This is a genomic window from Acidovorax sp. GW823-FHT05D11 (assembly GCF_058795695.1).
The window spans coordinates 1,205,885-1,229,783 of the sequence record NZ_CM179502.1; the positions used below are offsets into that span (position 1 = coordinate 1,205,885).

General features: G+C 66.3%; 28 protein-coding genes and 1 tRNA gene. 26 read left to right on the forward strand and 3 right to left on the reverse strand.

From position 1 onward, the window contains the following. Positions 1-107 precede the first annotated feature (107 nt). The 16 genes from AC3RCE_RS05480 (at position 108) to tatC (ending at position 11,057) form a co-directional block, all read left to right on the forward strand. Entirely contained in the window at positions 108-1,562 is a 1,455-nt protein-coding gene (locus tag AC3RCE_RS05480) for an aminotransferase-like domain-containing protein (protein ID WP_218293442.1), read from the forward strand. Between the two features lie 57 nt (positions 1,563-1,619). Then, entirely contained in the window at positions 1,620-1,844 is a 225-nt protein-coding gene (locus tag AC3RCE_RS05485; protein ID WP_008905190.1) for a hypothetical protein, read from the forward strand. Between the two features lie 14 nt (positions 1,845-1,858). Beyond that, positions 1,859-2,311: a PIN domain-containing protein gene (locus AC3RCE_RS05490; protein WP_218293444.1), complete on the forward strand. Its 453-nt coding sequence runs from the start codon at positions 1,859-1,861 to the stop codon at positions 2,309-2,311. Continuing rightward, complete coding sequence (locus AC3RCE_RS05495) at positions 2,308-3,429, forward strand: pyridoxal phosphate-dependent aminotransferase (protein ID WP_492254691.1); 1,122 nt, start codon at positions 2,308-2,310, stop codon at positions 3,427-3,429. Before AC3RCE_RS05490 ends, AC3RCE_RS05495 begins: the two co-directional genes overlap by 4 nt. Beyond that, on the forward strand, positions 3,426-4,061 hold the full coding sequence (hisB, locus tag AC3RCE_RS05500; protein WP_218293446.1) for an imidazoleglycerol-phosphate dehydratase HisB: 636 nt from the start codon (positions 3,426-3,428) through the stop codon (positions 4,059-4,061). Before AC3RCE_RS05495 ends, hisB begins: the two co-directional genes overlap by 4 nt. A 52-nt stretch (positions 4,062-4,113) precedes the next feature. Beyond that, positions 4,114-4,791 (forward strand): imidazole glycerol phosphate synthase subunit HisH, encoded by a 678-nt coding sequence (gene hisH, locus AC3RCE_RS05505; protein WP_492254692.1) that lies wholly within the window; start codon positions 4,114-4,116, stop codon positions 4,789-4,791. A gap of 56 nt (positions 4,792-4,847) precedes the next feature. Next, a complete protein-coding gene (gene hisA / locus AC3RCE_RS05510) occupies positions 4,848-5,588 on the forward strand; it encodes a 1-(5-phosphoribosyl)-5-[(5-phosphoribosylamino)methylideneamino]imidazole-4-carboxamide isomerase (protein ID WP_218340329.1) in 741 nt (246 codons plus the stop codon). A gap of 117 nt (positions 5,589-5,705) precedes the next feature. Continuing rightward, entirely contained in the window at positions 5,706-6,506 is an 801-nt protein-coding gene (hisF, locus tag AC3RCE_RS05515) for an imidazole glycerol phosphate synthase subunit HisF (protein WP_492244185.1), read from the forward strand. Between the two features lie 113 nt (positions 6,507-6,619). After that, positions 6,620-7,018 (forward strand): phosphoribosyl-AMP cyclohydrolase, encoded by a 399-nt coding sequence (hisI, locus tag AC3RCE_RS05520; protein ID WP_218294405.1) that lies wholly within the window; start codon positions 6,620-6,622, stop codon positions 7,016-7,018. Positions 7,019-7,023: 5 nt separating this feature from the next. Next, positions 7,024-7,398, forward strand: coding sequence for a phosphoribosyl-ATP diphosphatase (locus AC3RCE_RS05525; RefSeq protein ID WP_218293449.1), 375 nt, complete (start codon positions 7,024-7,026; stop codon positions 7,396-7,398). Further along, positions 7,395-7,781 (forward strand): DUF4870 family protein, encoded by a 387-nt coding sequence (locus tag AC3RCE_RS05530; protein WP_218293450.1) that lies wholly within the window; start codon positions 7,395-7,397, stop codon positions 7,779-7,781. Before AC3RCE_RS05525 ends, AC3RCE_RS05530 begins: the two co-directional genes overlap by 4 nt. Continuing rightward, the gene (locus tag AC3RCE_RS05535) at positions 7,774-8,820 is read left to right on the forward strand and encodes a patatin-like phospholipase family protein (protein WP_492244184.1); all 1,047 of its coding nucleotides are present in this window, start codon (positions 7,774-7,776) and stop codon (positions 8,818-8,820) included. The genes AC3RCE_RS05530 and AC3RCE_RS05535 overlap by 8 nt, the downstream gene beginning before the upstream one ends. A 162-nt stretch (positions 8,821-8,982) precedes the next feature. After that, on the forward strand, positions 8,983-9,339 hold the full coding sequence (locus AC3RCE_RS05540; RefSeq protein WP_218293452.1) for a histidine triad nucleotide-binding protein: 357 nt from the start codon (positions 8,983-8,985) through the stop codon (positions 9,337-9,339). A 106-nt stretch (positions 9,340-9,445) separates the two neighbouring features. Continuing rightward, positions 9,446-9,682, forward strand: a complete 237-nt coding sequence (gene tatA / locus AC3RCE_RS05545) for a Sec-independent protein translocase subunit TatA (protein WP_218293453.1) — start codon at positions 9,446-9,448, stop codon at positions 9,680-9,682. Between the two features lie 44 nt (positions 9,683-9,726). Continuing rightward, positions 9,727-10,191: a Sec-independent protein translocase protein TatB gene (tatB, locus tag AC3RCE_RS05550; protein ID WP_218293454.1), complete on the forward strand. Its 465-nt coding sequence runs from the start codon at positions 9,727-9,729 to the stop codon at positions 10,189-10,191. Positions 10,192-10,259: 68 nt separating this feature from the next. Beyond that, positions 10,260-11,057 (forward strand): twin-arginine translocase subunit TatC, encoded by a 798-nt coding sequence (gene tatC / locus AC3RCE_RS05555; RefSeq protein ID WP_218293455.1) that lies wholly within the window; start codon positions 10,260-10,262, stop codon positions 11,055-11,057. Between the two features lie 276 nt (positions 11,058-11,333). On the opposite strand, the gene AC3RCE_RS05560 is transcribed toward tatC, so the two are convergent. Next, positions 11,334-12,476 (reverse strand): S1C family serine protease, encoded by a 1,143-nt coding sequence (locus tag AC3RCE_RS05560; protein ID WP_218293456.1) that lies wholly within the window; start codon positions 12,474-12,476, stop codon positions 11,334-11,336. A gap of 138 nt (positions 12,477-12,614) precedes the next feature. Here AC3RCE_RS05560 and AC3RCE_RS05565 point away from each other — a divergent pair, with 138 nt between their 5' ends. Together AC3RCE_RS05565 and pdxA are read left to right on the forward strand one after the other, a co-directional pair. Beyond that, positions 12,615-13,382 (forward strand): Nif3-like dinuclear metal center hexameric protein, encoded by a 768-nt coding sequence (locus AC3RCE_RS05565; RefSeq protein ID WP_218293457.1) that lies wholly within the window; start codon positions 12,615-12,617, stop codon positions 13,380-13,382. Between the two features lie 98 nt (positions 13,383-13,480). After that, entirely contained in the window at positions 13,481-14,509 is a 1,029-nt protein-coding gene (pdxA, locus tag AC3RCE_RS05570) for a 4-hydroxythreonine-4-phosphate dehydrogenase PdxA (RefSeq protein WP_492254693.1), read from the forward strand. 183 nt (positions 14,510-14,692) lie between these two features. Here the strand turns inward: pdxA and mscL are convergent, their stop codons facing one another. Continuing rightward, on the reverse strand, positions 14,693-15,121 hold the full coding sequence (gene mscL, locus AC3RCE_RS05575) for a large conductance mechanosensitive channel protein MscL (RefSeq protein ID WP_218293459.1): 429 nt from the start codon (positions 15,119-15,121) through the stop codon (positions 14,693-14,695). 145 nt (positions 15,122-15,266) lie between these two features. On the opposite strand from mscL, the gene petA reads away from it, so the two are divergent. From petA to AC3RCE_RS05605, 6 genes are all read left to right on the forward strand, one after another. After that, complete coding sequence (gene petA, locus AC3RCE_RS05580) at positions 15,267-15,866, forward strand: ubiquinol-cytochrome c reductase iron-sulfur subunit (RefSeq protein WP_218293460.1); 600 nt, start codon at positions 15,267-15,269, stop codon at positions 15,864-15,866. 14 nt (positions 15,867-15,880) lie between these two features. After that, entirely contained in the window at positions 15,881-17,293 is a 1,413-nt protein-coding gene (locus AC3RCE_RS05585; protein ID WP_218293461.1) for a cytochrome b, read from the forward strand. A 17-nt stretch (positions 17,294-17,310) separates the two neighbouring features. Next, positions 17,311-18,072 (forward strand): cytochrome c1, encoded by a 762-nt coding sequence (locus AC3RCE_RS05590; RefSeq protein WP_218293462.1) that lies wholly within the window; start codon positions 17,311-17,313, stop codon positions 18,070-18,072. Between the two features lie 111 nt (positions 18,073-18,183). After that, positions 18,184-18,795, forward strand: a complete 612-nt coding sequence (locus AC3RCE_RS05595; protein WP_007854512.1) for a glutathione S-transferase N-terminal domain-containing protein — start codon at positions 18,184-18,186, stop codon at positions 18,793-18,795. A gap of 51 nt (positions 18,796-18,846) precedes the next feature. Beyond that, positions 18,847-19,395: a ClpXP protease specificity-enhancing factor gene (locus tag AC3RCE_RS05600; protein WP_218340325.1), complete on the forward strand. Its 549-nt coding sequence runs from the start codon at positions 18,847-18,849 to the stop codon at positions 19,393-19,395. A 52-nt stretch (positions 19,396-19,447) separates the two neighbouring features. Further along, positions 19,448-19,523, forward strand: a tRNA-Thr gene (locus AC3RCE_RS05605). 45 nt (positions 19,524-19,568) lie between these two features. On the opposite strand, the gene AC3RCE_RS05610 is transcribed toward AC3RCE_RS05605, so the two are convergent. Further along, positions 19,569-19,868, reverse strand: coding sequence for a hypothetical protein (locus tag AC3RCE_RS05610; protein ID WP_492244181.1), 300 nt, complete (start codon positions 19,866-19,868; stop codon positions 19,569-19,571). A gap of 31 nt (positions 19,869-19,899) precedes the next feature. Between AC3RCE_RS05610 and AC3RCE_RS05615 the strand changes: the two genes are divergently transcribed. Together AC3RCE_RS05615 and secA are read left to right on the forward strand one after the other, a co-directional pair. Continuing rightward, positions 19,900-20,883: a M23 family metallopeptidase gene (locus tag AC3RCE_RS05615; protein WP_370627804.1), complete on the forward strand. Its 984-nt coding sequence runs from the start codon at positions 19,900-19,902 to the stop codon at positions 20,881-20,883. Between the two features lie 137 nt (positions 20,884-21,020). Continuing rightward, on the forward strand, positions 21,021-23,777 hold the full coding sequence (gene secA, locus AC3RCE_RS05620; RefSeq protein ID WP_218340323.1) for a preprotein translocase subunit SecA: 2,757 nt from the start codon (positions 21,021-21,023) through the stop codon (positions 23,775-23,777). Positions 23,778-23,899: the final 122 nt, after the last annotated feature.

Here is a 23,899-nt window from a genome sequence, read left to right on the forward strand (position 1 = left end):
ATGGACCATCTGGGCCAGTACAGAACCATGTACCAGCCCATCTGTACTGGTTGTACTGGCCCGCCTCTGTACTGTCTTCCGGCCAGGGTGCCAGTACAGAATGCAGCATGGCCACCGATGACGCACCCCCGCTGTACCTGCAGATCGCCGAGCAGCTCGCGCAGCTGATCCGCAATGGCACCCTGGCGCGCGGCGAAAAGCTGCCGTCGGTGCGCGAGCTGGCGCGCCAGCATGCCGTGGCGCAGACCACGGTGGTGCAGGCCTACCACTGGCTGGAGGATGCGCGCCTGATCACCGCGCGCCCGCGCTCGGGCTTCTTCGTCGCGGCGCGACCGGTGAGCCTGCCCGAGCCCAGCACGCCGCGCCCCCTGCGCCGTCCGCGCGAGGTGTCGGTGGACTGGCTGGGCCAGCGCATCCTGGGCCGCAACCAGCCGGTGGACATGATCTCGTACAGCAGCGGCACGCCCGGCCCCGAGCTGTTCAACCCCGACCGCGTGCGCCGCGCCGTGGTGCGCGCCGCGCAGCGCCACCGCAACCTGTTGTGCACCTACCCCAGCTCCTCGGGCCACGAAGACGCCCGCCGCGCCATCGCGCGCTACGCCGTGGGCCTGGGCTGCAGCCTCGACCCCGAGAACATTGTGGTCACCGGCGGCTGCATGGACTCCATTGCGCTGTGCCTGCGCGCCGTCACCCAGCCGGGCGACGTGGTGGCGCTGGAGTCGCCCACGCATTTCTCCTTTCTGGAGGTGCTGCAGGGCCTGCACCTCAAGGCGCTGGAGATTCCCACCCACCCGCGCAACGGCCTGTCGCTGGATGCGCTGCAGCTGGCGCTGGAAACCCAGCCGGTCAAGGCCGTGATGATCGTCCCCACGCTCAGCAACCCGCTGGGCAGCTGCATGCCGCAGGCCGAACGCAAGCGCCTGGCGCAGATGGCGGCGCGCCATGGCATGGCGGTGATCGAGGACGCGATCTACAACGACCTCGTGGAGGTGGACGAGATGCGCCGCACCGTCAAGTCGTACGACACCACGGGCCACGTGATGCTGTGCGATTCGTTTTCCAAGACGCTGGCGCCGGGCCTGCGCCTGGGCTGGCTGGAGGCCGGGCGCTGGGCCGACAAGCTGCGCGCCATCAAGGACCTGCAGGCGGGCGGGCAGTCGGCCGTGCTGGAGCTGGCGCTGGCCGACCTCATCACCCAGGCCGGCCATGCCGCCGCGATGCGCCAGCTGCGCGCGGCCGTGGCCGCGCGCATGGACGAGGTGCGCCGCATCATCGCCGCGCACTTTCCGCAGGGCACCCGGGTGAGCGACCCGCCCGGCGGGCTGCTGCTGTGGCTGGAGCTGCCGCGCGCGCTCGATTCGGTGCAGCTGCACGAGGCCTGCCTGGCGCAGCAGATCCTGATCGCGCCCGGCACGGTGTTCAGCGCCAGCGGGCGGTTTCGCAACTGCCTGCGCATTGGCGTGGGCGGTGACTGGTCGCCTGCCCATCTGGCGGCCCTGCGCACCGTGGGCGACATGGCGTGCCAGATGCTGCGGGCAGGGACACAGCTCAAGGCCGCGTAACCGCCCAAAAAACAACACGAAGTTCGTGGCGCACGAAGTTCGTGTAATATTTCAGCCATGAAAAACATCACCGTGACCATGGACGACACCGTCGCCGAATGGGTGCGCGTGGAAGCCGCCAGGCGCGGCAGCAGCGTCTCGCGCCTGCTGGGGGAATGGCTGGCCGAAAAGATGCGCCAGGAAGACGCTTACGCCCAGGCCATGCGCGAGGCGCTGGGGTTCGAATCCTGGGGCGCGTCCAGCGGACCGTACGTGCCCCGCGAGACCCTGTTTCTGCGCTGAGCGGTGCAATACCCATGAGCACCGTCCCCATCTTTGTCGATACCGAAATCCTGCTGGCCAGCGTGGACGACCGCGACGCCGAGCGCCAGGCGCGGGCCCGCGAATGGATCAGCTTTTGCTGGCAGACGCGCAGCGGCCGCATCAGCTCGCAGGTGCTCAACGAGCTGTACAACCAGGCGATCCAGCGCTTTGACGGCCCGCAGGTGCTGCAGCAGGTGCGCGCCCAGGTGCGCCGCCTGCGCGTGTGGCTGCCGCCGCACCTGGACTCCTACACCGTGGACGGCGCCTGGGACCTGCAGGACCGCTACCGCCTGGGCTACTGGGATGCGCTCATCCTCTCGTCCGCCCACCAGCAGGGCTGCCGCTACCTGTTGACCGAAGCCCTGCCGCACGGCGAGCCCCTGGACGCCGTGCGCCCCATCAACCCGTTTCTCATCACCCCCAACGAACTGGACACCACCGAATGACTACTCCCGCGTCGTCTCCCCTCCAGGCCCTGGCCCGCATCCGCCCCGACGTGCGCGCCATGCACGCCTACGGCGTGCAGCCTTCCGCCGGCATGCTCAAGATGGACGCGATGGAGAACCCGTTCCGCCTGCCCGCGCACCTGCAGGCCGCGCTGGGCCAGCGCCTGGGCGCGGTCGCGCTCAACCGCTACCCAGGCGACCGCCTGCTGGACCTGAAGGCCGCGCTGGCCCAATACGCCGGCCTGCCCGAGGGCTACGGCATCGTGCTGGGCAACGGCTCGGACGAGCTCATCACCCTGCTGGCCCTGGCCTGCGCGCAACCCGGCACGGGCCAGCGCGCCACCATGCTGGCGCCCATGCCGGGCTTCGTGATGTACCCGCTGTCCGCGCAACTGCAGGGCCTGGATTTTGTGTGTGTGCCGCTCACGCCCGATTTCGAGCTGGATGAGCCCGCCATGCTGGCCGCCATCGCGCAGCACAACCCCGCCATCACCTACATCGCCTACCCGAACAACCCCACGGCCACGCTGTGGGACGAGGGCGCGGTGCAGCGCATCGTCGACGCCGCGGGCGCGCAGGGCGGCATCGTGGTCATGGACGAGGCCTACCAGCCCTTTGCCAGCCGCACCTTCATCGACCGCATGCGGGCCGAGCCCGCCCGCAACGCCCACGTGCTGCTGATGCGCACGCTCAGCAAGTTCGGCCTGGCGGGCGTGCGCCTGGGCTACCTCATCGGCCCCGCCGCGTTCGTGAGCGAGATCGACAAGGTGCGCCCGCCCTACAACGTGAGCGTGCTCAACTGCGAGGCCGCGCTGTTCGCGCTGGAGCACGCCGACGTGTTCGCCGGGCAGGCCGCCGAGATCCGCTCCGAGCGCACGAAGCTCCTGGCGGCCCTGCGGCAGATGCCCGGCATCGAAAAATGCTGGGACAGCGAGGCCAACATGATCCTGATCCGCGTGGCGGATTCCGCCCGGGCGTACGAGGGCATGAAAAACCGCAAGGTCCTGGTCAAGAACGTTTCTACAATGCACCCATTGCTGGCCAACTGCCTGCGCCTCACGGTGGGCGCCGCCTCCGACAACGCGCAGATGCTGGCCGCCCTGCAAGCCTCCCTATGACTTCCTCCGCACTCGTCACTTCCGCAACACCCGATCCCCTGGCCGACCGCATCGCCGAGGTCAGCCGCAACACCGCCGAGACGCGCATCCGTGTGCGCATCAACCTCGATGGCACGGGCCAGGCCAAGCTTTCCACCGGCATCGGCTTCTTCGACCACATGCTCGACCAGATCGCCCGCCACGGCCTGATCGACCTCGACATCGACTGCGAAGGCGACCTGCACATCGACGGCCACCACACGGTGGAAGACGTGGGCATCACGCTGGGCCAGGCCTTTGCGCGCGCCGTGGGCGACAAGAAGGGCATCCGCCGCTACGGCCACGCCTACGTGCCGCTGGACGAAGCGCTGTCGCGCGTGGTGGTGGATTTCTCGGGCCGCCCGGGGCTGCACATCGACGTGAAGTTCACGGCCGGCAGCATCGGCCAGCTCGATACGCAGCTGGTGTACGAGTTCTTCCAGGGCTTCGTGAACCACGCGGGCGTCACGCTGCACATCGACAATCTCAAGGGCATCAACGCCCACCACCAGTGCGAGACCATCTTCAAGGCCTTCGGGCGCACGCTGCGCGCGGCGCTGGAGCGCGATCCGCGCTCGGTGGGCGTCATTCCGTCCACCAAGGGCTCCTTGTGAAATTTTTGAGCCAGATCAAGCGCTAACGCTTGATGAATAAGCGCCAATAGCTATGAATATGGAAGCAAAAACCGTTGCGGTCGTGGACTACGGCATGGGCAACCTGCGCTCGGTGTCGCAGGCCGTGCAGGCCGCCGCAGAGGGCACCGGCTGGACCGTGGTCGTCACGCAGCGTCCCGAGGACGTGCGCGCGGCGCAGCGCATCGTGCTGCCGGGGCAGGGCGCCATGCCCGACTGCATGCGCGAGCTGCGCGAATCCGGCCTGCAGGAATCCGTGCTCGAAGCGGCCGCCGCCAAGCCGATGTTCGGCGTGTGCGTGGGCATGCAGATGCTGCTGGACCACAGTGCCGAGGGCCCCCATGGAGGAACGCCCGGCCTGTCGCTGATCCACGGCGATGTGCGCAAGTTCGACCTGGCGGGCCGCACCCAGCCCGACGGCAGCCGCTACAAGGTGCCCCAGATGGGCTGGAACCAGGTGCGCCAGGTTCCGCACGGGGGCAAGGTGCACCCGGTGTGGGCCGGCGTGCCCGACCACAGCTACTTCTACTTCGTGCACAGTTTCTATGCGGTGCCGCGAGACGCGGCCCACTGCGCGGGGCAGGCGGACTACGGCGGTGTGTTCGCCGCCGCCGTTGCGCGCGATAATATTTTCGCCACGCAATTTCACCCTGAAAAGAGCGCGGAGCACGGCCTGGCCCTGTACCGCAATTTTCTGCACTGGAATCCCTAATCCAACCCGTTCGGGCCGAGCCCTGCCTCGCCCTTTTCCTCCCGAACTTCACCACCATGCTGCTCATCCCCGCCATCGACCTCAAGGACGGCCACTGCGTACGCCTCAAGCAAGGCGATATGGACCAATCCACCACCTTCGGAGAAGACCCTGCCGCCATGGCGCGCAAGTGGGTGGATGCCGGTGCGCGCCGCCTGCACCTGGTGGACCTGAACGGCGCCTTCGCGGGCGTGCCCAAGAACTACACCGCCATCAAGTCCATCCTCCAGGAGGTGGGCGACGACATCCCGGTGCAGCTCGGCGGCGGCATCCGTGACCTGGACACCATCGAGAAATACATCGACGGCGGCCTGCGCTACGTGATCATCGGCACGGCGGCGGTCAAGAACCCCGGCTTCCTGAAGGACGCGTGCAGCGCCTTTGGCGGCCACATCATCGTGGGCCTGGATGCCAAGGACGGCAAGGTCGCCACCGACGGCTGGAGCAAGCTCACGGGCCACGAGGTCGTGGACCTGGCCAGGAAGTTCGAGGACTGGGGCGTCGAGTCCATCATCTACACCGACATCGGCCGCGACGGCATGCTCTCGGGCATCAACATCGACGCGACGGTGAAGCTCGCGCAGTCGCTCTCCATCCCGGTGATCGCCTCGGGCGGCCTGTCCAACATGGCCGACATCGAACAGCTGTGCGCCGTCGAGGAAGAGGGTGTCGAAGGCGTGATCTGCGGCCGCGCCATCTACAGCGGCGACCTTGATTTCGCGGCAGCGCAGGCGCGCGCCGACGAGTTGAATGGATAACCCCCCTGAGCGGCTGCGCCGCTTCCCCCAAGGGGGACGACGCCAGTGGCCTGGCGAAGCCAGTTCCACGGCGTCCGCTGGCCTCGGCAACGCCCCATCCACGAATCGCTGACTGACATGCTTGCCAAACGCATCATCCCCTGCCTCGACGTCACCGGAGGCCGCGTGGTCAAGGGCGTCAACTTCGTCGAACTGCGCGATGCGGGCGACCCCGTCGAGATCGCCGCGCGCTACAACGCGCAGGGCGCCGACGAACTCACCTTCCTGGACATCACCGCCACCAGCGATGGCCGCGACCTGATCCTGCCCATCATCGAGGCCGTGGCCAGCCAGGTGTTCATCCCGCTCACCGTGGGCGGCGGCGTGCGCACGGTCGAGGACGTGCGCCGCCTGCTCAACGCGGGCGCCGACAAGACCAGCTTCAACTCGGCCGCCATCGCCAACCCCGAGGTGATCGACGCCGTCTCGGCCAAGTACGGCGCGCAGTGCATCGTGGTGGCCATCGATGCCAAGCGCCGCTCGCCAGAAGACGCCCAGCGCACCGGCGCCAACGGCCGGGCCGTGGGAGAGGGCTGGGACGTGTACAGCCACGGCGGGCGCAAGAACACGGGCCTGGATGCCGTGGCCTGGGCCGCCGAGATGGCGCGCCGGGGCGCCGGCGAGATCCTGCTCACCAGCATGGACCGCGATGGCACCAAGTCCGGCTTCGACCTCGCCCTCACGCGTGCCGTGAGCGACGCCGTGGGCGTGCCCGTGATCGCCTCGGGCGGCGTGGGCAACCTCGACCACCTGGCAGACGGCATCCAGACCGGTGGAGCCGACGCGGTGCTGGCAGCCAGCATCTTCCATTACGGCGAATACACCGTGGGCCAGGCCAAGGCGCGCATGGCCGAACGCGGCATTCCCGTGCGGCTGTGAAGCAATTGCTATTAAAAAAATAGCTGTCGGCGCTTGATGGAAAAGCGCCAGATGCTCAAAAGACTGAGTAAATCCGGGGGCACGCACGTTCCCGGCGATCCAAATCGCCGACAATCCCGCCCATGAACTGGCTCAACGAAGTGAAATGGGATGCGCAGGGCCTGGTGCCCGTGATCGCGCAGGAGCAGGGCACGGGCGACGTGCTGATGTTTGCGTGGATGAACCGCGAGGCGCTGGAGAAAACCGCGGAGCTCGGCCGCGCCGTGTATTTCAGCCGCTCGCGCGGCAAGCTGTGGTTCAAGGGCGAGGAGTCCGGCCACGTGCAGACGGTGCATGAAATCCGCCTGGACTGCGACAACGACGTGGTGCTGCTCAAGGTGACCCAGCTGGGCCACGAGCCCGGCATCGCCTGCCACACGGGCCGCCACAGCTGCTTTTTCAGCGTGCTCAAGGATGGCGCCTGGCAGGCGGTCGATCCGGTCTTGAAAGACCCTGAATCCATCTACAAGTAAGAGCCATGAGTTCCAACGATTCCCTCGCACGCCTGGCCGATGTGATTGAAAGCCGCAAGCCGGCCAACGGCGGCGATCCCGAGAAGAGCTACGTCTCGCGCCTGCTGCACAAGGGGCCGGACGCGTTCCTGAAGAAGATCGGCGAGGAAGCCACCGAGGTCGTCATGGCCGCCAAGGACGTGGACCACGGCGCCGACAAGTCCAAGCTCGTCTACGAGGTGGCGGACCTGTGGTTCCACTCCCTGGTGGCGCTGGCCCACTATGGCCTCACGCCCGCCGACGTGCTGGCCGAGCTGGAGCGCCGCGAGGGCACCAGCGGCATCGAGGAAAAAGCCTTGCGCAAGGCCGTTGCGCGCGCCACCCAGGAGGGTTCCCCATGAACGATATCGTCGACGTGCAGACCACCAGCCAGAAGGCGCAGGGCCTCAAGAACATCGGCTGGGTCAGCTATGTGCTGCACCTGATCGTGGCGGTGGGCGCCGTCCTTCCGGGGGCGCAGGGCAGCCTTGTGCTGCTCTTGATTGCGCTGGTGCTGGATCTGGTCAAGCGCGGAGATGCCGAAGGCACCTGGCAGGCCAACCATTTTTCCTGGCGCATCCGGTCCGTGCTGTGGGCCGGCGTGCTGTACGCGGTCACGTCGCCGCTGTGGCTGCTGCTGATCGCGCCGGGCTGGATCGCCTGGGGCGTCATTTCGCTGTGGTTCCTGTACCGCATCGTGCGCGGCATGCTGGCCATGAGCAAGAACCAGGCCGTGGATGCCTGAGCCTGGCGCGCCGCTCCCCCGCCTGAACCTGGCCCTGCAGGGCGGCGGCTCGCACGGCGCGCTGACCTGGGGCGTGCTGGATGCGCTGCTCGAGGACGGGCAGTGGCACTTCGAGGGCGTGAGTGGCACCAGCGCTGGAGCCATGAACGCCGTGGCCCTGGCACACGGCTTTGCCAAGGCCGCACACGAACACAAGGACCCGCACGAAGCCCACCTGGCGGGCTGCCAGCAGGCGCGCGAGACGCTCACCCGCCTGTGGGAAGGCGTGGGCACGCTGGGCAGCCTGATGTGGGGTTCGCCGCTGTCGGCCGCCAACCCCATGATGGGGCTGATGCGGCAGTGGCTGTCGCCCTACCAGACCAACCCGCTGGACATCAACCCGCTGCGCCGCCTGCTGGAGCGCGAGGTGGATTTCGACCTGCTGTGCACCGCGCGGCGCGCCAGCAGCGCGGCGGGCGGGCCCAAGGTGTTCGTCTGCGCCACCAACGTGCGCACGGGGCGGGGCGAGATCTTCTCGGGCTCCAGGCTCAGCGCCGATGCCGTGATGGCCTCGGCCTGCCTGCCGCTGATGTTCAAGGCCGTGGAGATCGACGGCCAGCACTACTGGGATGGCGGCTACTCGGGCAACCCCGCGCTGCACCCGCTGATCTATCAGACCGAGGCCTCGGACATCCTGCTCGTGCAGATCAACCCCATCGAGCACCTGGAGCTGCCGCATTCCGGCGCCGAGATCATGGAACGCATGAACGAGGTCACCTTCAACGCCAGCCTGCTGGCCGAGATGCGCGCCATCGAGTTCGTGCGCCGCCTGCTCGCCGAGGGCAAGCTCGACCCGCGCCGCTACAAGAGCGTGCGCATGCACCGCATCGACGGCGGCTCGGTGCTGGCCCCGTTCGGCGCCGACAGCAAGATGCGCGCGGACCTGGCCTTCGTGCGCAAGCTGTTCGCCCTGGGCCGCACGGCCGGACAGGAATGGCTGCATGCGCACCGCAAGGATGTGGGCGTGCGCCCGACCATCAAGATCGCTGACAATGCGTGAAGCCTCCTGTGTCGCCTGTGGCGCCTTCCCCCTCGGGGGGACGCCACCCGTGGCCTGGCGGAGCCAGTTCCACGGTGGCGCTGGCCTGGGACGCGCCGGTGGCAATGGCTTGGGGTTGAGCAGCGCCCGGTGAACTGTTAACTTCGTACCGACATTTTTCTCATGCACGATCCGAACTGCCTTTTCTGCAAGATCATCGCGGGCCAGATTCCTTCGAAGAAGGTCTATGAGGACGAGGAGATCTTCGCCTTCCACGACATCCACCCCTGGGCGCCGGTGCACTTTCTGATGGTGCCCAAGCGGCATGTCCCTTCGATGGCGCAGGTCACCGCAGACGATGCGGGAGTTCTGGGGCGCATGATGGCGCTGGCGCCCCGGCTGGCCCTGGAGCAGGGCTGCAACCCGTACCCCGAGGGTGGCTTTCGCGTCGTGGTAAACACGGGGCTTGAAGGCGGGCAGGAAATCCACCACCTGCATGTTCACGTGATGGGCGGCCCCCGCCCGTGGCTCAAAGGCTGAACCAGGCTGACGGCGCGTGCCGATAGTTTCCCGCTGGCGGGCAAGGGCGTCGGACTTCGGTCGCGGCCCCCGTCTAAAATGACTGCAATTCGTTAGGAGATATTCCATGGGCTCTTTTTCCATCTGGCACTGGCTGATCGTGCTGCTGATCGTCGTCATGGTGTTCGGCACCAAGAAGCTCAAGAACATGGGCTCCGACCTCGGGGGCGCCGTCAAGGGCTTCAAGGACGGCATGAAGGACGGTTCGGCCGATGCCCCCGCCACCCCTCCCGCAGGCCAGGTTGCCAACAACCCGGCGGCCGACAAGACCACCATCGATGTCGAAGCCAAGCAAAAGAGCTGAGCGCGCCGTCCGCACCGGCCCCCGCATGCCTTTTCGCCTGACCCATGATTGATATTGGCCTGTCCAAGATGGCGCTGATCGGCGCGGTGGCACTCATCGTCATCGGGCCGGAGAAGCTCCCGCGCGTGGCCCGCACGGTGGGTACGCTGCTGGGCAAGGCCCAGCGCTACGTGTCCGACGTCAAGGCCGAGGTGAACCGGTCCATGGAGCTCGATGAGCTCAAGAAAATGAAGGACACGGTGGAGACCGCCGCACGCGACGTGCACAACTCCATCCAGACCAGCGCCAGCGAGTTCGAGAAGGACTGGGCCTCGGCCACGGAGACCAGCAACGCCGACCTGCACGAGCCGCAGGCGCCCGTGGTGCCGGCCTACAAGCACCCTGGCAAGAACTGGCGCCTCAAGCGGGGCGCGGTGCCCCAGTGGTACAAGTCCCGCAGTGGCGTGCGCACGAAGGCGCAGTCCGGCGCGGCGCGCGTCGCGCGCTACCGCCCCCAGAAATTCCATTGATGACGACGATGCGGCGCGGCGTGCCGTGCGCGCTGCATGGGCGGCCTCCACGCCCCTGAAAACCCAATATGTCCGAAACCCCCTCCAAAGAAGACGAGCTGGCCGGTACCGAGCAGCCCTTCGTGCAGCACCTGATGGAGCTGCGCGACCGGCTGGTCAAGGCGCTCATTGCCATCGCCATCGCGGCGGCGATCCTGTTCTTCTTTCCCGGCCCTGGCGCGCTGTACGACTTCCTGGCGGCGCCGCTGGTGGCCCACCTGCCCAAGGGCGCCACGCTGATCGCCACCTCGGTGATCTCGCCGTTCATGGTGCCGCTCAAGATTTTGCTGATGTCGGCCTTCCTGCTGGCATTGCCCTTCGTGCTGTGGCAGGTGTGGGCCTTCGTGGCGCCGGGCCTGTACTCGCACGAGAAGAAGCTGGTGCTGCCGCTGGTGGTCTCCAGCACGCTGCTGTTCTTCATCGGGGTGGCGTTCTGCTACTACCTCGTGTTCGGGCAGGTGTTTGCGTTCATCCAGAGCTTCGCGCCCAAGAGCATCACGGCCGCGCCAGACATCGAGGCCTACCTGAGCTTCGTGCTGTCGATGTTCCTCGCGTTCGGCCTGGCGTTCGAGGTGCCCATCGCCGTGGTGGTGCTGGCCCGCATGGGCATCGTGAGCGTGCAGAAGCTGCGCGAGTTCCGCGGCTACTTCATCGTGCTGGCGTTCGTGATCGCCGCCGTCGTCACGCCGCCGGACGTGGTCTCGCAGCTGTCGCTGGCCGTGCCCATGTGCCTGCTGTACGAAGTGGGCATCTGGGCCGCGCAGATCTTCATCAAGCACACCAAGGCGCCTGAGGACACCGAGGAATCCGCCTCCGCGTCGTCCTGATCGATCGGCGCGCCGCCGTGGCGCGCTGGAAGGCGGGGTTGCACCGGGAGCCCCGGGTCTCCTGCTCCGCAAGGAATATCCAGATAAAAATAGCTGCCAGCGCTTGTCCGTCAAGCGTTGGCAGCTATTTTTTTGATAGTGCGCCGCAGCGCGGCCGCAGCTGCGTGGCCATCGGTGGGAACTGGCGCGCAGCCAGCCCGGGGCCATGGAACGCGGGTTTCGCCGGGCCGTCCGCGGCGTCCCCGTTGAGGGCGCCGCGCGGCGGCGCGGGGCTTGTTACCTCTTTCTCGGCTTTGGGCGCACGCCAGGGTTGATGCTCAGCTCCACCAGCTTGTCGCCGCGCTGCACGTTGAACGGGGCCACGGTTCCGGGCTTGAGCCCCGCCACGGCGGTCAGCAGTTCGGACACATTGCCCACGTTTTTTCCATCCACGCGCACGATCACGTCGCCGGGCCGCATGCCGGCCTGGGCCGCAGGGCCGTCCTGCAGCACGCCGGTGATGATCACGCCTTCGGTGGCCTTCACGCCGAAGGTCTCGGCCAGCTCGGGGGAGAGCTCGTTGGGCTCCACGCCGATCCAGCCGCGCGTGACCTGGCCGTCCTTCACGATGCCGTCCAGCACCAGCCGCGCGGTGGACACGGGGATCGCAAAGCCGATGCCCATGCTGCCGCCCGAGCGCGAGTAGATCGCGGTGTTGATGCCCATGAGGTTGCCGTTCACGTCCACCAGCGCGCCGCCCGAGTTGCCGGGGTTGATGGCCGCGTCGGTCTGGATGAAGTTCTCGAAGGTGTTGATGCCCAGCTGCGTGCGGCCCAGCGCGCTCACGATGCCGCTGGTCACCGTCTGGCCCACGCCGAACGGGTTGCCGATGGCCAGCACCTGGTCGCCCACGGCGAGCACGTCCGAGTTGCCCAGCACGATGACGGGCAGCTTGTCGAGTTCGATCTTGAGGATGGCCAGGTCGGTGTCGGGGTCGGTGCCGATCACGCGGGCGCGGGCGCGGCGGCTGTCGGTCAGCGTCACCTCGATCTCGTCGGCGCCCTCCACCACGTGGTTGTTGGTCAGGATGTAGCCGTCGGGGCTCACGATCACGCCGCTGCCCAGCCCGGCCTGCGCCTGCGCGCCCTGGTCGCCAAAGAAGAACTGGAACCAGGGGTCGTTGCTGCGCGGATGGCGCACGGCCTTGCTGGTATTGATGCTGACCACCGCGGGCGCGGCCTGGCGCGCGGCAGCGCTGAAGCTTCCCGCCGCTGGCTGCGGGCTGGCGGTGGTCGCGGGAGCCTCCAGCAGCGCGATGCCCGCGCCCGAGCGCGTGGTGGCGCCCCGGCCCAGCCAGCTCGGCTGCAGCGTGGCGACGACGAAATAGGCGGCAACGAACACCGTCACGGCCTGGGAAAACAGCAACCAGATGCGCTTCATGAAATTCTTCTGTACCGATGAGGAAGGGGCGGAAGGGGGTGTGGGGCTGGGGCTTTCGGCCTGCACGGCAGGCCCTGGCCGCCTCTGCGGGCACATTGTCCCCCAACTGGGACCGCCGGCGCGCGCGACAATAGCCGCATGAGCATTTCACGCACCCACCTTCTGCAGGCCTTCGACAGCCTGCTGCAGCCCGAGCGTTTCAAGGACTACGGTCCCAACGGCCTGCAGGTCGAGGGCAAGGCCGAAGTCCGCCGCATCGTGAGTGGCGTGACGGCCAGCCGCGCCCTGATCGAGGCGGCCATCCGCGAGCGGGCCGATGCCATCTTCGTGCACCATGGCCTGTTCTGGCGTGGCCAGGACGGCCGGGTGACGGGCTGGATGAAGCAGCGGCTGCAGCTGCTGCTGGCGCACGACATCAACCTGTTCGCGTACCACCTGCCGCTGGATGCGCACGCGGAACTGGGCAACAACGCCCAGCTGGGGCGCGTGCTGGGCCTTGCCGCCGATGCGCGGTTCGGGGAGCAGGACCTGGGATTCTCCGCGCCGGCGGCCTTCGCCGACGGCCAGGCGCTGGCCGACCACGTGGCCCGGGCACTGGGACGGGCCGTGACCCTCGTGCAGCCCGAGGCGGCGGGCGCGCAGCGGCAGCAGCCTCTGGGCCGCGTGGCCTGGTGCACGGGCGGCGCCCAGGGCTACTTCGAATCAGCGATTGCCGCGGGGGCGGATGCCTTCATCACCGGGGAGATTTCGGAGCCCCAGGCCCATCTGGCACGCGAGATGGGCGTGTGTTTCATCGCGGCGGGGCACCACGCCACCGAGCGCTACGGAGCGCCGGCCGTCGCCGCGCACGTGTCCGGGCAACTGGGCCTGGAGCATGTGTTCATCGAAATCCCCAACCCGGCCTGAGGGCCGCGAAGCCTTTTGGTGATATTGCTATTTAATCAATAGCATTTGGCGCTTTTCCCTCCGGCGCTGGACGCTGATTCCATTTCCATTCCATCCCCATGACACCACTGGCCATCACCCAAGGCGATCCCGCAGGCATCGGCCCCGAGATCGTCGCCAAGGCCTTCCGCGATGCGCCCCAGGACCTGCAGGGCTGTTTCGTGGTGGGCGACGTCGCCACGCTGCGCCGTGCGGCGCAGGCCATCGTGCGCCCCGGCGTTCCGGCCGTGCCGGTGGCGCAGATCGCGGCGGCGGCGCAGGCCCTGGCGATGCCTCCCCGCTGCATTCCGGTGCTGGCCCTGCCCGGCATCCCGGGACCGCAGCCCTGGGGGCGGATCAGCGCCGAGGCGGGGCGGGCGGCGGCCGACAGCGTGGTCTGGGCCGCGCGGGCAGCGCTCCGGGGCGAGGTGGCGGGCCTGGTGACGGCGCCGCTGCACAAGGAGGCGCTGTCGGCCGCCGGCGTCGCTTTCCCGGGCCATACCGAGCTGCTGCAGGCCGAGGCCGCTGCGCACCAGGGCGTGGCACTGGCGCAGATGCCCGTGCGCATGATGCTCGCCAGCGACGAGCTGCGCACGGTGCTGGTCAGCATCCACGTGTCGCTGCGCGACGCCATCGACGCGGTCACGCCAGGCAATGTGCTGCAGACCCTGCAGATCACGCACGCCGCATTGGCGCGCAGCCTGGGCCGCGCGCCGCGCATGGCGGTGGCGGGGCTCAATCCCCACGCGGGCGAGGGCGGGCTGTTCGGGCGCGAGGAAGTGGAGGTGATTGCACCGGCCATTACCGCGGCGTGGGCGCAGGGCCTGGACGTGCACGGCCCGTTCGCGCCGGACACGGTGTTCATGCGTGCGCGCAGCACACCCGCGCGCGCTGGCGAGTTCGACGTGGTTGTCGCGATGTACCACGACCAGGGCCTCATCCCGGTGAAGTACCTGGGCGTGGACAAGGGCGTGAACGTGACCCTGGGCCTGCCGCTGGTGCGTACCAGCCCCGACCATGGCACGGCGTTCGACATCGCGGGGCAGGGCGTGGCCGACGCCGCGAGCCTCATCGAGGCGGTGCGCATGGCGCGGGCGCTGTGTGAGTGAATTGCACGCTGGCGCTTGATGGTAAAGCGCTGAATGCTACTGTTTATATAGCAATCGAGAGAGTGGCACCAAACCAGCGCCACCCGCGAAACCGGTGCACCTCACGGCAGCGCACCCGTGGAGCCGGCTTTGCCAGGCCACCGGGCGCGTCCCCCGTGGGGAGGCGCGCAGCGCCTCAGGGGGCTATCTCTTCAGGCTGTCCCGGATCTCGCGCAGCAGCACGATGTCTTCCGGTGGCGCGGCCGGGGCTTCGGGGGCAGCGGGGGCTTCGCGCTTGAGGCGGTTGATCTGCTTGATCATCATGAAGATGATGAACGCCAGAATGATGAAATTGACGGCAACGGTCAGGAAGTTGCCGTAGGCAAACACCGGCACGCCTGCCTTCTTGAGGGCGTCCAGCGTCATGGCGGTGCCCGGCGGCACTGTGCCCAGCACCACGAACAGGTTGGAAAAATCGAGCTTGCCGAACACCAGCCCGACCACCGGCATGATCAGGTCCGACACGACCGAGTCCACGATCTTGCCGAAGGCCCCCCCAATGATGACGCCCACGGCGAGGTCAATCACATTGCCCTTGACCGCGAACTCCCTGAACTCCTGCATCATCCCCATGTTGTGCTCCTTGTGTGAATGGCGATCCCGGAGTATTGCCCGGAGCGGTGGCCTGTCAAGACAGTCCCTCACTTTGAAATAACCATTTTCACTCCGCTACAATTCGCGGTTGACCCCAATCTAGCGATGTTCATCGAGGATCCCCATGAGTGACACTCCAATCGACTCCAGCAAACGGACGTGGCTGATCGCGTCCGGCTGTGCTGGTGCGGTGGGCGGCGTGGCAACCGCCGTACCTTTCGTGAGTACTTTTCAGCCCTCCGAGCGCGCCAAAGCCGCCGGTGCTGCCGTCGAGGTGGATATTTCCGCCCTCAAGCCCGGAGAAAAAGTCACTGTGGAGTGGCGCGGCAAGCCCGTCTGGATCATCAAGCGTACGCCCGAGCAGCTCGCCGAGCTGCCCAAGCTCGATGGCCAGCTCGCGGATCCCAAGTCTGAACGCAAGCCTTCCGAACTCACGCCCGAGTACGCGCGCAACGAAGCCCGCTCCATCAAGCCGGAAATCTTCGTGGGCGTGGGCATCTGCTCGCACCTGGGCTGCTCGCCCTCCGACAAGTTCCAGCCCGGCGCCCAGCCGTCGCTGCCCGACGACTGGAAGGGCGGTTTCCTGTGCCCCTGCCACGGCTCCACGTTCGACATGGCCGGCCGCGTCTTCAAGAACAAGCCCGCACCCGACAACCTCGAAGTGCCCCCCCACATGTACCTTACCGAGACGCGCCTGCTGATCGGTGAAGACAAGAAGGCTTGAAGGAGCACGACGACATGGCTGAATTCAAGGAAATCTCTCCCAACGCCTCGGCGGGCGCCAAGGTCACGAACTGGTTCGAGAACCGCTTCCCGACCGCTTTCGACGCCTACAAGGTGCACATGTCGGAGTACTACGCTCCGAAGAACTTCAACTTCTGGTACATCTTCGGCTCGCTGGCGCTGGTCGTGCTGGTGATCCAGATCGTGACCGGCATCTTCCTGGTCATGCACTACAAGCCCGATGCCAGCCTGGCGTTCGCGTCGGTCGAGTACATCATGCGCGACGTGCCCTGGGGCTGGCTGATCCGCTACATGCACTCCACGGGCGCGTCGGCGTTCTTCGTGGTGGTGTACCTGCACATGTTCCGTGGCCTCATCTACGGCAGCTACCGCAAGCCGCGCGAGCTGGTCTGGATCTTCGGCTGCGCCATCTTCCTGTGCCTGATGGCGGAAGCCTTCATGGGCTACCTGCTGCCCTGGGGCCAGATGTCGTACTGGGGCGCCCAGGTGATCGTGAACCTGTTCGCGGCCATCCCTTTCATCGGTCCTGACCTCGCGCTGCTGATTCGTGGCGACTACGTGGTGGGCGACGCCACGCTGAACCGCTTCTTCAGCTTCCACGTGATCGCCGTGCCGCTGGTGCTGCTCGGCCTGGTGGTGGCGCACTTGCTGGCGCTGCACGATGTGGGTTCCAACAATCCCGACGGCGTGGAAATCAAGGGCCCCAAGGCGCCCAAGGATGCCAATGGCAAGCCGCTCGACGGCGTGCCTTTCCATCCCTACTACACGGTGCATGACATCTTTGCCTTGTCCATGTTCCTGATGGCCTTCACGGCGGTGGTGTTCTTCGCGCCCGAGTTCGGCGGCTACTTCCTCGAGTACAACAACTTCATCCCCGCGGATCCGCTCAAGACGCCCGCGCACATCGCGCCGGTCTGGTACTTCACGCCGTTCTATTCGATGCTGCGTGCCATCACCACCGAAATGATGTACGTGCTGGTCCTGTGCGTGGTGGCCGGTGCGGGCTTTGGCGTGCTCAAGGCGAAGCTGCCCAGCTTCATCAAGGTGGGCATCGCGGGTGCGGCTGTGGTCGTGATCGCGATGATGCTGTCCATCGACGCCAAGTTCTGGGGCGTGGTGGTGATGGGCGGTGCCGTGGTCATCCTGTTCTTCCTGCCCTGGCTGGACCACAGCCCGGTCAAGTCGATCCGCTACCGTCCGGACTGGCACAAGTACCTGTATGGCGTCTTCGTGATCATCTTCCTGATCCTGGGCTACCTGGGCGTGCAGCCCCCGTCTCCCATCGGCGAACGCGTATCGCAAGTGGGCACGCTGTTCTACTTCGGCTTCTTCCTGCTGATGCCCTGGTGGAGCCGCATTGGCGAGGCCAAGGCAGTGCCCGACCGCGTGACCTTTGTGGCGCACTGAGCCTGGAGACAACAACAATGAAGAAACTCATCCTCACGCTGATCGCCGCGGTGGGCTTGGCGGCCGGTGCCGCCCACGCCTCGGGTGGTGACACCATCGCCTGGGACAAGGCGCCCAACAAGACCAACGACCTGGCCTCCCTGCAAAACGGCGCCAAGGTATTCGTCAACTACTGCCTGAGCTGCCATTCGGCTGCCTTCATGCGCTTCAACCGCCTGCGCGACATCGGCCTGACCGAGCAGCAGATCAAGGACAACCTGCTGTTCACGACCGACAAGGTCGGCGAGACCATGAAGGCGTCCATCGATCCCAAGCAGGCCAAGGAATGGTTCGGCGCCAACCCGCCGGACCTGACCGTGATCGCGCGTTCGCGCGCCGGCCACGGCGGCACGGGTGCCGACTACCTCTACACCTTCCTGCGCACGTTCTACCGCGACGACACCAAGGCCACCGGCTGGAACAACCTGGCTTTCCCGAGCGTGGGCATGCCCCATGTGCTGTGGGAAATGCAGGGCGACCGCCGCCCCGTGTTCGAAGAGCACGAGAGCCATGGCCACAAGACCCAGGTGTTCAAGGGCTGGGAGCAGGTCAAGCCAGGCACGATGACCCCGCTGCAGTTCGACCAGACCGTGGGCGACCTCGTGAACTACCTGCAGTGGATGGGTGAGCCCGCCCAGAACACCCGCGTGCGCGTGGGGGTGTGGGTGCTGATCTTCCTCGGTTTCTTCACCATCATCGCCTGGAGGCTGAACGCAGCCTTCTGGAAGGATGTGAAGTAAGCAGCACGAGCCGTAGATCCATGAGAAGGCGCCCTTCGGGGTGCCGCCGGATTGTTTGCAGAGTGGGCGCTTTTGGCGTCCCACTCTTTTGATTTTTAGGAGCCTCCCACCATGATGGTGCTTTATTCGGGTACGACCTGTCCCTTCTCCCACCGCTGCCGCTTCGTCCTGTTCGAAAAAGGCATGGACTTTGAAATCCGCGATGTGGACCTGTACAACAAGCCCGAAGACATCAGCGTGATGAACCCGTACGGCCAGGTGCCCATCCTGGTCGAGCGCGACCTGATCCTGTACGAGTCGAACATCATCAATGAGTACATCGACGAGCGCTTCCCGCACCCCCAGCTGATGCCCGGCGACCCGGTCGACCGCGCCCGCGTGCGCCTGTTCCTGCTCAACTTCGAGAAGGAACTGTTCGTGCACGTGAACATCCTGGAGTCGCGCGCCACCAAGGGCAACGAAAAGGCGCTGGAAAAGGCGCGCGCCCACATCCGCGACCGTCTCACGCAGCTGGCCCCCGTGTTCCTCAAGAACAAGTACATGCTGGGCGACAACTTCTCCATGCTGGACGTGGCGATTGCCCCGTTGCTGTGGCGCCTGGACTACTACGGCATCGACCTGTCCAAGAACGCGGCGCCGCTGCTCAAGTACGCCGAGCGCATCTTCTCGCGCCCTGCCTACATCGAAGCGCTGACGCCGTCCGAAAAGGTCATGCGCAAGTAATCTGCGGCCTGCCCAATTTCTCTTCATCTACCGCAGCAGCCACCCATCTTCATGACCGCACAGGAATCCACCTCCACGCGCCCGTACCTCATTCGTGCCCTGTACGAGTGGTGCACCGACAACGGGCTCACGCCCTATGTGGCCGTGCGCGTGGACGATTCCGTGCAAGTGCCGCGCGAGTACGTGAAGGATGGCGAGATCGTCCTGAACATCAGCTTTGACGCGACGAGCGCCTTGCAGCTGGGCAACGATTTCATCGAGTTCAAGGCCCGCTTCGGCGGCAAGCCGCGCGAGATCCTGGTGCCCGTGGGCCGGGTCATCGCCATCTATGCCCGTGAAAACGGCCAGGGCATGGCGTTTCCTCCCCCGGTGGATGTGCTCGCTGGCAGCAGCGGTGCGGGCCCGGCGGCGCCAGCGCTGCCGGAGGCATTGCCATCGGCGCAGGATGTGGTGGCGGCCGGGGCTGTGCCTGCTCCCGAGGACCGCGTGGTCCAACTGGTGCCCTCCGACGATGGCAAGAAGGACGGCGACGGCGGCGACGCGCCGCGGCCTCCCCCGGCAGCGGGTGGTGCCCGGCCTTCTCTCAAGCGGGTCAAATAACGGCCCCAGCATTTTTTTGAGGCTGCTTTTTCCACTATAAAATGCAGCCTTCGCCGGTTTAGCTCAGTTGGTAGAGCACCCGCCTTGTAAGCGGTAGGTCGTCAGTTCGATTCCGACAACCGGCACCATGTCCCTGGTGTCTCCCACGCATTCCCCGATCCTGGCGCAGGCCGTCAGGTTTGAACTTTCAGGCGAATCGCGTTAACCTCCCACCCCCGGCTGCGCAAATGCGCCTGCAGAGCAGGCAGCAGTTGGCGTATTTTTGCCGCTGCGGCATTGCTCTTGACGAGCAGGCACCAGGAGTCCCCATCGATGGGCCCCGCCTGGACCGTGGGACGCAGCGCCGCAGGAATCAGCATTTCAATGGCCTTGAGCCGATCACTGGAATCGCGTGTCAGCGCTGTGAGCTTGGCCAGCGTGGGAGAGTCCTCGCTGGCCTGCTGCAGGCTGATGGCGTAGTGGCGGCGGTTCATGGTGTGCGTCTTCGGGCGTGGAGAATTCGTAGTGCATCTGATTATCACGGACGCCAGGCTGGCGCGCAGCCGGGCCATTCACCTGTCGGGCACGCGCCTGCTGCTGGCCGGGCTGGCGGTGTCGCTGTGCCTCATGCTGGTGGCTGCGACGCTCTACCACTGGGTTTTCCTCAAGGGCGCGCGCGAAGGCTGGCCGATCGTGGGTTCGCTGGTCCGGCTGGTCGTGAAGGACGAGTTTGCCGAGCGGGACCGGTTCATGCGCGCCAACCTGGATGCGATGGCCCGCCGCGTCGGCGAGATGCAGGCCCGCATGGTGCAGCTGGAATCGCTGGGCGACCGCGTCCTGGGCCTGGCGGGCATGGCGCCCTCCGATATCCAGAAATCGGATGCCCGGGGGGGCGTGCTCGTGAGCGCGCGCAATCTGTCGATGGAGGAGCTGCAGTCCACGCTCGATGAGCTGGAGCGCCTGACCAACCAGCGGGTGGACCTGATGACGGTGCTCGAATCGCGCCTATTCGACCAGCACATCCGAAAGAAGATGATTCCCACTCATGCGCCGGTGACCGGCCGCGTGCCCGGCTCGTCCTTTGGCTGGCGGGTGGACCCGATCACGGGCCAGTCGGCGCTGCACACGGGGCTCGACTTCCAGGCCGATACGGGTACGCCCATCCTGGCCGCTGCCGGTGGCGTGGTGGTGACGCAGGAATACCACCCCGCCTACGGCAACATGATCGAGGTGGACCACGGCAACCAGCTGGTCACGCGCTACGCCCACGCATCGCGCACCCTGGTCAAGCAGGGGGACATCGTGCGCCGTGGCCAGAAGATCGCGGAGGTGGGGACCACGGGGCGTTCCACGGGCCCCCATCTGCATTTCGAGGTGCTGGTGCAGGGTGTTTTCCAGGACCCGCAGAAGTTTCTGAGCGCGGGCGGCGCGGGCCCCGCGGCGCAGGTTGCGGCGGTCCAGCCCCGCGCATCGCCCGGCCAGCCGGCCGTGCCCGCAGCGGGCAGGTAAAATCGCGGGTCCGGTGTTCAGGCCCGGGATTGCAAGGAGCTTGCAATCCATGGCGATGGACCCACCTGAACTCAATTCATCTTAGGGATTTCGGTCGCTTGGCGCGCTGATTGCAGCGGGCAAGCGGTCCTGTTCGCATGGCCACCAACTTCCTCACCAAACTATTCGGCAGCCGCAATGACCGGCTCCTCAAGCAGTACCGCAAGACGGTGACCCGCATCAATGCGATGGAGCCCGACTACGAAAAGCTGTCGGACGAGCAGCTTCGCGCCAAGACGCAGGAGTTCAAGGACCGTGTAGCCAAGGGCGAGTCGCTGGACGATATCCTCCCGGAGGCTTTCGCGGTGGTCCGCGAGGGCTCCAAGCGCATCATGAAGATGCGCCACTTCGATGTGCAATTGCTGGGCGGCATGGCGCTGCACTTTGGCAAGATTTCCGAAATGCGCACGGGTGAGGGCAAGACCCTCACCGCGACCTTGCCGGTGTACCTCAATGCCTTGTCGGGCAAGGGCGTGCATGTGGTGACCGTGAACGACTACCTGGCCAACCGCGACGCGCAATGGATGGGCCGGCTGTACAACTTCCTGGGCCTCACGGTGGGCATCAACCTGCCCAACATGCCGCGCGAGCAAAAGCAGGAAGCCTACCGCGCCGACATCACCTACGGCACGAACAACGAATACGGCTTTGACTACCTGCGCGACAACATGGTCTATGAAGCACAGGACCGCGTGCAGCAGGGCCTGAACTTCGCCATCGTCGACGAGGTGGACTCGATCCTGATCGACGAGGCGCGCACGCCCCTGATCATCAGTGGCCAGGCCGAAGACCACACGGCCATGTATATCGCCATGAACAAGGTGGTGCCGCTGCTGGTGCGCCAGGAAGGCGAAGCCGATCCGCGCACGGGCGAGGGCGTGACCAAGCCGGGCGACTTCACGCTGGACGAAAAGACCCACCAGGTGTTCCTGACCGAGCAGGGTCACGAGAGCGCCGAGCGCATCCTGGCCAGCCACGGCCTGATCGCCGAGGGCGCCTCGGTGTACGACCCGGCCAACATCACGCTGATGCACCACCTGTATGCGGCGCTCCGGGCCAACCACCTGTACCACCGCGACCAGCACTACGTGGTGCAGAACGGCGAGATCGTGATCGTGGATGAGTTCACCGGCCGCCTGATGTCGGGCCGCCGCTGGAGCGAAGGCCTGCACCAGGCCGTCGAGGCCAAGGAAGGCGTGAACATCCAGGCCGAGAACCAGACGCTGGCCTCCATCACGTTCCAGAACTACTTCCGCCTGTACAACAAGCTCGCGGGCATGACCGGCACGGCCGACACCGAGGCCTACGAGTTCCAGGAGATCTACGGCCTGGAAACGACCGTGATCCCGCCGAACCGCCCGAGCCGCCGGGACGACCAGCTCGACCGCGTGTACAAGACCACGCGCGAGAAGTACGAAGCGGCCATCAAGGACATCCGCGAATGCCATGAGCGCGGCCAGCCGGTGCTGGTGGGCACCACGTCGATCGAGAACTCCGAGATCATCGACCAGCTCCTGAACAAGGAAGGCCTGCCGCACCAGGTGCTCAACGCCAAGCAGCACGCCCGAGAGGCGGACATCGTGGCCCAGGCCGGCCGCGAGGGCATGATCACCATCGCCACCAACATGGCGGGCCGTGGTACCGACATCGTGCTGGGCGGCAACATCGAAAAGGATGTGGCGGCCATCGAAGCCGATGAAAGCCTGTCCGAAGCCGACCGCGCCGCCAAGGTCAGCGCCTTGCGCGAGCAGTGGAAGATCGACCACGAGAAGGTCAAGGCACTGGGCGGCCTGCGCATCATCGCCACCGAGCGCCACGAATCACGCCGCATCGACAACCAGCTGCGTGGCCGCTCGGGCCGCCAGGGCGACCCCGGTTCCTCGCGCTTTTACCTGAGCCTGGACGATTCGCTGATGCGCATCTTCGCGGGCGACCGCGTCAAGGCGATCATGGACCGCCTGAAGATGCCCGATGGCGAGGCCATCGAGGCAGGCATCGTGACGCGCAGCATCGAATCGGCCCAGCGTAAGGTCGAGGCCCGCAACTTCGACATCCGCAAGCAATTGCTGGAATACGACGACGTGGCCAATGACCAGCGCAAGGTGATCTACCAGCAGCGCAACGACATCCTGGACGCATCCGACCTGTCGGACGTGATCGCCGCGATGCGCGAAGACTGCATGACCGACCTGGTGCGCCAGTACGTGCCGGCCGAGTCGGTGGAAGAACAATGGGACCTCGCGGCGCTGGAGAAGGCGCTGGTGGACGAATGGCAGGTGTCCATTGCCCTGCAGCAGCAGGTGCAGGGTGCCAGCGCCATCACCGACGACGAGATCCTGGACAAGGTTCTGGCGGCCGCCCATGCCTCCTTTGACGGCAAGGTGGAGCAGGTCGGGCGCGAGAACTTCACCCAGTTCGAGCGCATGGTGCTGCTGCAGAGCTTTGACTCCAACTGGCGCGACCATCTGAGCGCGCTGGACTACCTGCGCCAGGGCATCCACCTGCGCGGGTACGCGCAAAAGCAGCCCAAGCAGGAGTACAAGCGGGAGGCGTTCGAGCTGTTCCGCCAGCTGATCGACCAGGTCAAGAACGAGGTCACCAAGATCCTCATGACCGTGCAGGTGCAGTCGCAGGCCCAGCTCGACCAGGCTGCGCAGGACATGGAAAGCCGCGGCGAGAGCATTGCCAACGTGACCTATACCGCCCCCACCGAAACGGGGGAGGTGGAGACCACCGCGGGCGCGCAGCCCGGCGACGGCCTGAACCTGCCCGAAGGCATGCGCGTGGGCCGCAACGACCCCTGCCCTTGTGGCAGCGGCAAGAAGTACAAGCAGTGCCACGGCAAGCTGGCCTGAGGCCCCGGGGCACCGCCCCCGCGTGCAGGCGTTGAAACCAGGCCTGTGGATTTACATGACACGGGCTTCGGCCCGTGTTTTCATTGGCAGGCCACGGTTTTCCGGATAATCGGCCGCAGTTT